This window comes from Arthrobacter sp. Br18 (assembly GCF_000520555.1).
GTDB lineage: Bacteria > Actinomycetota > Actinomycetes > Actinomycetales > Micrococcaceae > Arthrobacter_D.
This window is the reverse complement of sequence record NZ_KI914860.1, coordinates 23,596-31,233: the sequence shown is the minus strand read 5'-3', so window position 1 is coordinate 31,233 and position 7,638 is coordinate 23,596. Positions and strand designations below refer to the sequence as shown.

5 protein-coding genes, 1 pseudogene and 1 riboswitch are annotated in these 7,638 nt (G+C 68.1%); of the genes and pseudogenes, 2 read left to right on the top strand and 4 right to left on the bottom strand.

All coding sequences use genetic code 11. The features are described from left to right. Window positions 1-508, bottom strand: a 508-nt coding sequence (locus Y704_RS20000) for a deaminase (protein ID WP_035772107.1), incomplete at its 3' end; no start/stop codon positions are given. Window positions 509-689: 181 nt separating this feature from the next. Further along, window positions 690-833, bottom strand: a riboswitch (FMN riboswitch). A gap of 60 nt (window positions 834-893) precedes the next feature. Then, window positions 894-2,681 (bottom strand): aspartate--tRNA ligase, encoded by a 1,788-nt coding sequence (gene aspS, locus Y704_RS0108840; protein ID WP_026549859.1) that lies wholly within the window; start codon window positions 2,679-2,681, stop codon window positions 894-896. Window positions 2,682-2,827: 146 nt separating this feature from the next. On the opposite strand from aspS, the gene Y704_RS0108835 reads away from it, so the two are divergent. Then, window positions 2,828-4,102 (top strand): APC family permease, encoded by a 1,275-nt coding sequence (locus tag Y704_RS0108835; protein ID WP_026549858.1) that lies wholly within the window; start codon window positions 2,828-2,830, stop codon window positions 4,100-4,102. Window positions 4,103-4,174: 72 nt separating this feature from the next. Here Y704_RS0108835 and Y704_RS22715 read toward each other — a convergent pair whose 3' ends face one another. Both Y704_RS22715 and hisS read right to left on the bottom strand, forming a co-directional pair. Next, a complete protein-coding gene (locus Y704_RS22715) occupies window positions 4,175-5,464 on the bottom strand; it encodes an alpha/beta fold hydrolase (protein WP_051476849.1) in 1,290 nt (429 codons plus the stop codon). A 281-nt stretch (window positions 5,465-5,745) separates the two neighbouring features. Continuing rightward, a complete protein-coding gene (gene hisS / locus Y704_RS0108825; RefSeq protein WP_026549857.1) occupies window positions 5,746-7,092 on the bottom strand; it encodes a histidine--tRNA ligase in 1,347 nt (448 codons plus the stop codon). 315 nt (window positions 7,093-7,407) lie between these two features. Here hisS and Y704_RS24835 point away from each other — a divergent pair. Further along, window positions 7,408-7,638 (top strand): annotated as a pseudogene (locus Y704_RS24835) (DUF349 domain-containing protein); the annotation flags it as partial.

The window sequence follows — 7,638 nt, the reverse complement described above, 5'->3', positions numbered from 1 at the left end:
CCGCAACCCGCCCGTCGAGCGAGCCCGCGGTTTTCAGCGTGATGAACGGCCTGGTCTCGGCGATCGAACGGGTCCACCGGGAGTTCAGGTGGCCGGCAGCCGCCGCCAGGGTGCCCCCCGAGCATTCGACCCCGTGGCACATCAGCCAGGCAGCTCCGCCCGCCGCCTCGGCGTTGGTGTCGGCGGCTGCGTAGACCACGCGCCGGATACCCGCCGCATGCACCGCTTCACAGCACGGGCCTGTCCGTCCGGAATGGCTGCAGGGTTCGAGGGTGACCACCATCGTTCCGCCCGCGGCGTCACGGCCCCGGCGCCGGGCGTCTGCCAGGGCGGCGGGTTCTGCATGGGGTGTTCCGGCACCGTGGTGGGTGCCCTCGCCGATCACCGCGCCGGAGCGGTCCAGCACCACGGCTCCCACGAGCGGATTGGCCCCGCGCACGCCGAGCGCGGCAAGTTCCAGCGCACGCAGCATCGCGGCCTGTTCGGTGATGCCGCGGTCCGCGGTCACCGTGGGATGCGGGCGTCGAGGGGGCCCTGCGGAACGTCCATGTCACTTCCTTCGCCGTCGAGCGGCTTCGGGGTGACGAGAGCAGGGCGGCACGGCCCGCGGCACAGGGCCGCACGCCGGGTCCCGGACTGCGGTCGGCATCCCGGAAAAACGGTGCAGACGCGGCCCGGAGGCCATGCCGTTCGTGCTTCTCTCATCCAGACTTTAACTGTCGGTCCCGGAATTCCACCGGCTCAACCGACGGCTGCCGCGCGGGATGCGCGGCTGCCGTCGGGTCGCGGACTATAACCGCCGGTTCGGAATTACACCGACCCCGGAGCACGTACTCCTGAAAGTATTCCATAGAGCTTCGGGACGGTGTTCCATTTCCCCTGCAGGCGATCGGTCAGGACTCCGCCGTGTCCCTGGGAGCCGTGTCCTTCGGCCGTGCATCCACTCCTGCTTCCTTGCGCTGCTGCGCGGTGATCGGCGCAGGAGCTGCGGTCAGCGGATCATAGCCGCCGCCCGACTTCGGAAATGCGATGACGTCGCGGATGGAATCGGTTCCGGCCAGCAGGGCGACGACGCGGTCCCAGCCGAGGGCGATTCCCCCGTGCGGCGGAGCGCCGTACCTGAACCCCTCGAGAAGGAAGCCGAACTTCTCCTGCGCCTCCTCCTGCCCGAGGCCCATGACCGCGAAGACGCGTTCCTGGACGTCCCGCTGGTGGATACGGATCGAGCCGCCCCCCAGCTCGTTCCCGTTGCAGACGATGTCGTAGGCGAAAGCAATCGCACTCTCCGGGTCTGTGTCGAACGTGTCAAGGAACTCGGGCTTCGGGGACGTGAACGCGTGGTGCACCGCCGTCCAGGCTCCCCCGCCCACGGCGACGTCGCCCGCGGCAACCGCTGCGGCGGCGGGTTCGAACATCGGCGCGTCGACAATCCACACGAAGGCCCAGTCGCCCTCCCTGATGAGGCCTGTCCTCCGCCCGATCTCGACGCGTGCGGCTCCGAGGATGGCGCGCGACGCAATCTTCTCACCGGCAGCGAAGAAGATGCAGTCGCCGGGTTCGGCGCCGACGGCGGCGGCGATGCCCTCGCGCTCGGCGTCGTTCAGGTTCTTCGCAACGGGCCCGCGGAGGCTGCCGTCGTCGTCGATCAGGACGTAGGCGAGGCCCTTCGAACCGCGCTGCTTGGCCCATTCCTGCCAGGCGTCGAGCTGGCGGCGCGGCTGGGAAGCGCCGCCGGGCATGACGACGGCGCCCACGTAGGGTGCCTTGAAGACCCCGAAGCCGGTGTCCTTGAAGAAATCGGTCAGCTCCGTCAGCTCGAGGCCGAAGCGGAGGTCCGGCTTGTCGGAGCCGTAGTTCGCCATGGCATCGGCATAGGTCATGCGCCGGATGGGCAGGGGGATCTCGACGTCGATCAGCTTCCACAGCGCGCCGACCAACTGCTCGCCGAGGGCGATGATGTCGTCCTCCTCGACGAAGCTCGCCTCAATGTCGAGCTGGGTGAACTCGGGCTGGCGGTCGGCGCGGAAGTCCTCGTCACGGTAGCAGCGTGCAAGCTGGTAGTACTTCTCGAACCCGCCCACCTGCAGCAGCTGCTTGAAGAGTTGCGGAGACTGCGGGAGTGCGTACCAGGATCCGGGGGCCAGGCGGGCCGGTACCAGGAAATCGCGTGCTCCCTCGGGGGTGGAACGTGTAAGCGTGGGCGTTTCGATCTCGACGAAACCGTCGCGGTGCAGCAGCTCGCGGGCCACCCGGCTCGCCTCCGACCTCAGCCGGAGGTTGGCCTGCGGTGCCGGGCGCCGTAGATCGAGGTAGCGGTGCTTCAGGCGCGCTTCCTCCCCCACCTCGACGTGCTCGTCGATCTGGAACGGCAGTGGGTCGGAGGTGTTGAGGATCGTCACCTTCTCGGCGATCACCTCGACGCTGCCCGAGGCGAGCGCCGCATTCTCGTTGCCCTCCGGCCGCTGCTGCACGGTCCCGGTGATCTGCAGGACATATTCGTTGCGTAGTCCGTGGAAGACCTCCTCCTCACGCACCACCACCTGGGCGATGCCCGAAGCGTCACGCAGGTCAAGGAAGGCCACCCCACCGTGATCCCGGCGCCGGGCCACCCATCCAGCCAGGGTGACGGTCTGTCCTATGTGACCGGACCCCAAGGATCCGAGTTCATGCGTGCGGAGCACGGCATTCCTTCCCACGAATATGTCGCAGATACGTGTTCACCTGCATAGTGTTGAATCGAGCCTGTCCGAGTTTACCGGTGATCATCCCGGGGGAATGTCAGAAGCTGCTTCCGGGGAGATCCGGTCGCTGAACCAGGGAGGACAGCATGACCGATGCCCCCGAGCTGCGGCGTGCGATGGGTGGTTTCGATGCAACCACCGTCGGCATCGGCTCGATGATCGGTGCCGGCGTCTTCGTGGTTTTCGCCCCCGCAGCGGCGTCGGCCGGCAACTGGCTGCCCCTCGCCGTCGCCGTCGCCGGCTTCATCGCGTACTGCAATGCCGCGGCGACGGCGAAGCTCGCGGCCGTCTACCCCTCCAGCGGTGGGACCTATGTGTATGGCCGGCGCCGGCTCGGCCCGTGGGCGGGCTTCCTCGCGGGCTGGAGTTTCGTCACCGGGAAGCTGGCCTCGTGCGCCGCGATGGCGCTCACCTTCGGCCTGTATGCGGCCCCCGGCTTCGGAACGGCCGCTGCCGTGGCGGCCGTCGTCGCGATGACCTGCGTGAATCTTCTCGGAGTGACGCGCACTGCCCTGATGACGCGCGGCATCGTGTCGGTGGTGGTGCCGGTCATCGCGTTCGTGATCGTGGTCGCGTTCGCCTCCCCCACAGGGAATGAGCCGTGGGTGCCGGCGGACGGCGGTCCGGCCGGAGTGCTGCAGGCCGCCGCGCTGATGTTCTTCGCCTTCGCCGGGTACGCGAGGATCGCCACCATGGGCGAGGAGGTAAGGAACCCCCGGAAGAACATCCCCGCGGCGATCCTCGGCGCCCTCGGCTTCACGCTGCTGCTGTACCTCCTGCTGGCCTTCGCGCTTCTGTCCGCGCTCGGCGCCGGTGCACTGGCCGACTCCCCGGCGCCGCTGCGGGACGTGTTCGACGCCGTCGCCGATCCTGCCCGGCCGCCCTCTGCCGACGGCGGGACGATCCCCCGCGCCGCGGTGACTCTCGCCGCGGCGCTCGCGAGCCTCGGAGCGCTCCTCGCGCTGATTGCCGGGGTGGGCCGGACGACGCTCGCCATGGCGCGGGAGGGCGACCTCCCGCGCGCCCTGTCCCGGATCTCGGCGCGGCACGGGGTGCCGTGGGCGGCGGACGTGCTCAGTGCCGTCGTCGTGGTTGTCCTGCTGCTCGTAACCGACGTGCTCACCGTCGTCGGCTTCTCCAGCTTCGGAGTGCTGCTCTACTACGCCATTGCGAACGCCGCAGCGTTCACCCTCCCCGAGCGCCAGTGGTACGCGCCACGGTTCCTCAGCCTGGTGGGCGCCGGAGGATGCGTGGTCCTGGCCTTCACGCTCCCCCTCACGTCAGTACTCACGATGCTCGCCGTACTGGCGGTCGGGGTCCTGTGCCGGCTGGCCACGCTGAACGTGCGAACCCGGGGATAGGAGGGCATCTGCGGACGGCCTTTGCGGACGGCGGGATCTCCGCCGCGGTCGGATCGCCCGGAGCGTACCTCCTCACCTGACCAGCGGCCCCCCACTCCGAACCGATGAGACGACGTCGAGGATCGCCTGGGTGGTCGCGGCGGCGTCGCCTTCATCCGAGATCATCGAGGCATGGGTGGCGTCGTCGACGACGCGGTGCACGCTGTTGGTCGACAAGGCGGCCATGGCGTCCTGGTCAGCGGACCAGCCGGGGGCATTTCCGACGCTGGCTGTCAGGACGACCAGAGGTTTATCACCGAAGTCGACGAGGGATGCTGCCTGGTCGGTCGAGGGTCCTCCCTGGACGTACTCGTCGATCGTGCTCCGAAGCTGGCGTGCAGTCGCGACGCTGGCCCGTGCCTCCTGCCGGGACCGCGGCGGCAGACTCCCGTAGTCGAGCATTCCGTACAGTCGACCCAGCCCAAGGCGCGCAGTGGTCGACACAAGGATGGAGACACGGCGCAACATCTTGTCGGAGCCCGCAGTGCCCGGCGATGCCCCTTGTTCCGCGGGCGCCGGTGCGGCCGAGTCCACCAGCACCAGCCCCCCGACCTCCTCCGGGTAACGGGCAGCGAAGGTGAGCGTGTAGAGGCCACCGAACGAATGGCCCGCCAGCACATAGGGCCCCGGAACGTCGCCACGCTCCAGCAGCGTGTGGAGGTCGGTCGCGATCTGCGCGCCGTCCTGATCGGTGTCAGCGGGTTCGCTCCATCCGCGCCCTGCCCTGTCGTAGACGCAAACCCTGGTGTTCGGGGCTACGGCCGGTGCTACCCATCCGAGAACCGAGGACATCTCACCTGCGCCCGGTTCGAGCACGACTGTGGGGGTCCCGGAACCGGTGCAGTTCAGGTGCAGGCTGTGTCCGCCCACGTCGATCGACCGTCCAGGCATCGGGTAAGCCGTCGCGTCCGCCGCTTCGCGCACGGTTTCGAGGCCTCCGGCGATCGAGCCGAGAGCCAGCGTTGCGATCACCGGGTAGACCAGCACGCGTCGGCTCCAGCTGCGGAGCTGCCGGTGGGCGCGCATGCCCATCCAGTTCGCCAGCACCAGCAGGGTAGGGGGCCACACCCAGAGGAACACCTCATACACTGGGGAGCCGAAGGTCACCAGGAGAAGGCCGCTGATTCCCAGCATCAGTGCAGGTGCTGCGGCCCATCGCTGTGGCTGGTCGGTGAACCTCACCGAAAGCACGGCCAGCATCGCCCAGCCGAGAGCTAATCCGCACCAGAGGCCGCCTGTGATGCCGCTCTCCGTCGGCGGAATGAACGGGGCGACCACGAGGAGCAGGGCAGCAAGCGCGCCGGTGGCCAACGAGGCGGCCACGATCCACCCGATGCGGCCCTTCGGCGCCGAATCAGGGCCGGCCGGACGTCCCGTACCCCGGCCTTGTCCTCGCGGTGGGTGCGGGGATCGGAGGGGTAGTCGTCACGACGGACTCGATTCCATGTCCTGACGGCTTCGCGCGAGTACAGCCATCCGCACTCGTGGCACGTGCCGTCATCTCGACGGTGCTCCCCTATCGACAGGGTGAACCCGCCTCGGTGCTTCGAGTTTTGGATGCCAATTCCGCTGGCCCAGGGTAACCAGCCCTCCACGACTTCGGGTCAGGGCGCGGGCTGCGAACCGTTCCGGTTGACCACGGGACGAAGGTCCGCAGCGGGGGGCATCCACACCGCCGGATCGGCTGTCACCTGTTCGCCCGAGCGGATGTCCTTCACCTCATGGGTCCCGTCGGGACCGGGAAACCAGACGAAGGGGATGCCCCGCCGGTCGGCGAATTTGATCTGTTTTCCGAACTTCTCGGCGCTTGCTGCGACCTCCACCGGAATGCCGCGGCCGCGGAGCGCGGCCGCGACGTCCTGCGCGAGCGACCAGGCGCCGTCGTCGGGCAGTGCCACCAGGACCGCGGTGGGCACCGCGCGGCTGGCGGAGGCGAAACCCTGGCTCAGGATGCGGGAGACGATCCTTGTGACGCCGATGGACAGGCCGACGCCGGGGAAGGTGCGGGTGCCCTTCGAGGCAAGGCTGTCATAGCGGCCGCCCGAGCAGATGGATCCGAGGCTCTCGTGGCCGTTCAGCACTGTCTCGTAGACGGTTCCCGTGTAGTAGTCGAGCCCGCGGGCGATGCTGAGGTCCGCCACCACCCGGCCGGGAGCGCGGCGGGACGCCTCCCCGATGACCTGCTCGAGTTCCGTGAGGCCCTCCTCGAGAAGATCGTTCGTGACGCCCAGCGCCCGCACGCGCTCGACGAAGGAGGTGTCGGCGGTGCGGATCGCCGCCAGTGCCAGAGCCGCGTGAACCTGCACATCTGTGGCGCCCAGCTCCTCACGCAGGAGCGCGCCAACCTTCTCCGCACCGATCTTTTCCAGCTTGTCGATGCTGCGAAGAACCCCTGCCGAATCCGTCAGACCGATGCCGCGATAGAAACCCTCGGCGAGCTTGCGGTTGTTGACCCGCAGCGTGAAGTCGGGAAGGGGAAGGGCACCCAATGCCTCGACCACCACGAGGGCGAGTTCGACGTCGTAGCGGAACGGCAGTGCGCCGTCGCCCACCACGTCGATGTCGGCCTGCGTGAACTCCCGGGCCCGGCCCTCCTGCGGCCGCTCGCCGCGCCAGCACTTCTGGATCTGGTACCGGCGGAACGGAAAGGCGAGGTGGCCGGCATTCTCGACCACGTAACGGGCAAACGGCACGGTGAGGTCGTAGTGCAGGGCGAGGCCCCCTTCGGAGGGCGACGCGTCATCAGCCTGGAGTCGCGAGACGGCGTAGACCTCCTTGTCGATGTCACCCTTCCGCAGCAGCTGCCCGACGGTCTCCACTGCCCGTGTCTCGATGCTGGAGAAACCGTGAAGCTCGAAGACGCGCCGAAGCGTATCCAGCACGTGCAGTTCCACCAGCCGCTCCTCCGGCAGCCATTCGGGAAAGCCGGACAACGAAGCCTTGCGTGCCATGAATGGTCTCCTGTTGTGGAACGTGGTGTGCGGCATTCATTTTATGGGCTGCACGGCCCACTTGCTAACCGACCCGGGCCCGGCGCAGCGACAGATCCCACGGCTTGGAAGCCTGTGATGTAGATGGAAGACCGGCGGTGGACCAACATGGGTAAAGTAACCTCAGGGCTAGAAGTGTTGAAAGTCATCGCCGACGGCGGTGGCCGGCGGCGTCGGCGACGGATTCCTGCGGATCCTGAACCGACGAACTGAACACCCTGACCTAATGGCCGCGGCACGGCTCGCGTCCATCCGACGAGCGAAAGACTTTTAGCGGTGACCAACAGTCAGCAATCCGACGAAATGACCCCTGGCAGCACGGAATCCACCGATGTGCCGGAGGTTGAAGCAGCAGACGCTCAAGCAGCAGAGGTGGAAGCAGCAGAGATGGATGTGCCGGAGGTGGAGGCACCCCTGGCCGATGCACCTGCCGCAGAAGCTCCTGAAGCAGAAACTGGGGCACCAGCCGAGGAACCAGTTGAACCAGCAGCCGGGGCACCGGGCGAG